The organism is Arthrobacter sp. Hiyo1 (genome assembly GCF_001263615.2).
In the GTDB taxonomy this organism is placed as follows: domain Bacteria; phylum Actinomycetota; class Actinomycetes; order Actinomycetales; family Micrococcaceae; genus Arthrobacter.
In genome coordinates this window covers 24,915-27,964 of the sequence record NZ_DF952468.1, presented here as the reverse complement: position 1 = coordinate 27,964, position 3,050 = coordinate 24,915, and the positions used below count along the sequence as shown (strand labels likewise).

The window sequence follows — 3,050 nt, the reverse complement described above, 5'->3', positions numbered from 1 at the left end:
GCTCCCCGAGGGCATTTGCTGCCAGTTCGCGCTAAGAAGGCAAGCCCAACCCGCTAGCGCCGTAAACGGGATCACTGTTGCGAAGTTCCCCACTGGCAGCCTCCGGCTATGGACCGTGTCCTCTATACTGACATCTGAATACCTGTTCAGATGTTGGAGGCCCCGTGGCTGTTCGTGAAGCCGTCGATGAATGCGGTGTGAAACTTGTCGACCCGGACAAGGTCGAACTCGTCCGGGCGGCCCTGCCCTCGGATCACGACATTGCCGAGCTGGCGGACGTGTTCTCATTGCTGGGCGATCCGGGACGCTTGCGGTTGCTGACGTCCCTGTTGGAGGGCGGCGAGCTGTGCGTATGCGACCTCGCGGCGACGACGGCGATGAGCGAGAGTGCAGTCAGCCATGCGTTGCGGCTTCTGCGCGCCCACCGGGTGGTTTCCGTTTCGAGGCGCGGCCGGATGGCTACTACCGTCTGGATGATGCCCACGTGCGGATGCTGCTGGACTTGGGCCTGACCCACACAGGACATACCGTCGCCGTTCATCCCGAGCGCACGGCCAAGAAGGACAGCGGCCAATGAGCAACCACCACCATGACACGGCGGGCAACCCAGCCAAGCACCACAGCCACAGCCACAGCCACGCGATAGCAGCGAACGCGGACCGGCGCTATCTGGTGATCGCGTTGGCGCTGATTGTCGGGTTCATGATCGTCGAGGTGATTGTCGCCATCCTTTCCGGCTCGCTTGCGCTGCTTTCGGACGCCGGGCACATGCTCACCGACGCCGGGGCGATCGCCGCCTCCCTGTGGGCGATCAACCTCGCGGCCCGTCCGGCGCGGGGAATCTGGACGTTCGGATTCAAGCGTGCCGAAATCCTCTCCGCGGCCGCCAACGGAATCACCTTGCTGGTCATCAGCGCCCTCGTGGCCGTGGAGGCAATCCACCGCCTCCTTGATCCGCCACCGGTTGAGGGCGGCCCTGTCCTCATCGTCGCGATCTTCGGCATCATCGTGAACCTCGTGGCGGTGTGGGTGCTGGCCAAAGCCAACCGGTCCAGCCTGAACGTTGAAGGATCCTTCCAGCACATCCTGACCGACCTCTACGGATTCATTGCGACGGCGGTCGCCGGGCTCGTCGTCCTGACCACCGGTTTTACCCGTGCGGACGCGATCGCCTCCCTCATTGTGGTGGCCCTGATGCTGCACGCCGCATGGGGACTGCTGCGGGACTCCGGGAGGATCCTCCTGGAAGGCGCACCCGAAGGTGTCGACCTGGACCAGGTCAGGGCGCACCTCCTCGAAACCGGGCACGTGCACGACGTCCACGACCTGCACGTCTGGACGGTCACCTCCGACCTTCCTGCCCTCTCCGCGCACGTCGTCCTGGACGAGAGCTGCTTCCACGATGGACACGCTCCGCTTATCCTTGACCAGCTGCAGAGCTGCTTGACCGGCCATTTCGACGTCGAACACTCCACCTTCCAGCTCGAACCCGCCGGCCACGCCGTGCACGAAACCGGAACCCACTGATGACAACAGTCCGGGAAGCCGCCTGGATCAAGGACGCCCGTACCGTCCGGCTGCTGTCTTGGTTCAGCCTGGCTTGGATGGTCCTGGAGGGAGCCCTCGGACTGCTTGCTGGCGGTACGGCAGGCTCCGTGTCACTGATCGGCTGGGCGCTCAGCTCCGCCGTCGAGGGCCTGGCGAGCATCATCGTGATCTGGCGGTTCACCGGCTCCCGCACCCTGTCCGAATCTGCCGAAGAGCGAGCACAAAAGGCCGTCGCCATCAGTTTCTGGCTCCTGGCGCCGTACATCGGAATCCAGTCGATCATCGATCTGGCCACGGGACACCGGGCCGAGAACAGCGTCCTGGGCATCGTGCTCACGGCGGCGAGCCTGGTCATCATGCCTGTCCTCGGCGTCGCCAAGCAGCGCCTCGGTGCCAGGCTAGACTCCGGGGCCACTGCCGGTGAAGGAACCCAGAACCTGCTCTGTGCCGCCACGGCCGCCGCTGTCCTGATCGGACTGGCCGGCAATGCGCTCTTCGCCGCGTGGTGGCTTGACCCCGTCATTGGCCTCATCATCGCCGCCGTCGCCGTCAAAGAAGGCCGCGAAGCGTGGAAGGGTGAAGACTGCTGCTAGCGCGCCCCAAGACAAAGGACACCCATGGCCAGCATTAACGACACAAGCGAAGTCCGCAAACTCTTGTTGCGCCGCGGTTTGCGGCTTGAATACGCGACCCTGGGCTGGAACGTGGTGGGCCTCGGCGTCCTGGCAGCCGCCGCCATCCAAGCCGGCTCCCCGGCACTGGCCGGTTTCGGCCTGGATTCCCTGATCGAGATCTTCGCTTCGATCGTGGTGGTGTGGCAGCTCAAGGGTGCCCACAAAGAGCGCGAAGCCCCCGCGATGCGCCTGATCGGGATCGCCTTTACCATTCTGGGCGCTTACCTGCTCATCCAGGTGGCCGTTGTGTTTGCCACCGGCCTTCGCCCCGCAACCTCGGGTCTGGGCATCGTCTGGACGGCCCTGACCTTCGTGGTGATGCTTGCCCTGGCGTGGGGCAAGATCCGCACCGGGCAGCGCTTGGGCAATCCCGTACTCCGCGCGGAAGGAAAGGTGACCCTCGTGGACGCCTACCTGGCCGGCGCGGTGCTGGCCGGGCTCGCGTTGAATGCCCTTTTCGGCTGGTGGTGGGCCGATCCCCTGGCTGGGGTCGTGATCATCTACTACGCCGCAGTTGAGGCCCGGCACGCCCTCAAACACAAGGGCACCCCGTGAATCACCTTGTCTACCGGGTGCACCAGTGAGCCGCACCAGCCCGGCCGGGACAATCCACGGGCCCACCCTTCCTCTCTATGCAGCGGGATTCGTGACCGCTTTCGGCGCCCACAGCATCGCCGCAGGAATGGGAGCCCAGAGCGGGAACATCGGCCTGAGCCTGCTGAACCTGGGCATCCTGCTGGCCGTTTACGACCTGGCCGAGGTGTTTCTCAAACCCGTCTTTGGTGTCCTCAGTGACCGGATTGGGCCCAAGCCGGTCATCGTCGGGGG

Annotated in this window: 4 protein-coding genes and 1 pseudogene; all 5 read left to right on the top strand. The window is 64.9% G+C overall.

Going from position 1 to position 3,050, the window contains the following annotated elements; translation table 11 throughout:
* The first annotated feature begins 164 nt into the window (after positions 1 to 164).
* Positions 165 to 512, top strand: coding sequence for an ArsR/SmtB family transcription factor (locus tag AHiyo1_RS00130; protein WP_340639261.1), 348 nt, complete (start codon positions 165 to 167; stop codon positions 510 to 512).
* A 61-nt stretch (positions 513 to 573) separates the two neighbouring features.
* Positions 574 to 1,527: a cation diffusion facilitator family transporter gene (locus AHiyo1_RS00125; RefSeq protein ID WP_059387210.1), complete on the top strand. Its 954-nt coding sequence runs from the start codon at positions 574 to 576 to the stop codon at positions 1,525 to 1,527.
* Positions 1,527 to 2,141 (top strand): cation transporter, encoded by a 615-nt coding sequence (locus tag AHiyo1_RS00120; protein WP_059387209.1) that lies wholly within the window; start codon positions 1,527 to 1,529, stop codon positions 2,139 to 2,141. The genes AHiyo1_RS00125 and AHiyo1_RS00120 overlap by 1 nt, the downstream gene beginning before the upstream one ends.
* Positions 2,142 to 2,165: 24 nt before the next feature.
* Positions 2,166 to 2,777 carry a cation transporter gene (locus AHiyo1_RS00115; protein WP_172465448.1) on the top strand — a complete coding sequence of 204 codons (612 nt, stop codon included), beginning with the start codon at positions 2,166 to 2,168 and terminating at the stop codon, positions 2,775 to 2,777.
* Positions 2,778 to 2,802: 25 nt separating this feature from the next.
* Positions 2,803 to 3,050: pseudogene (locus AHiyo1_RS00110) on the top strand (MFS transporter); the annotation flags it as partial.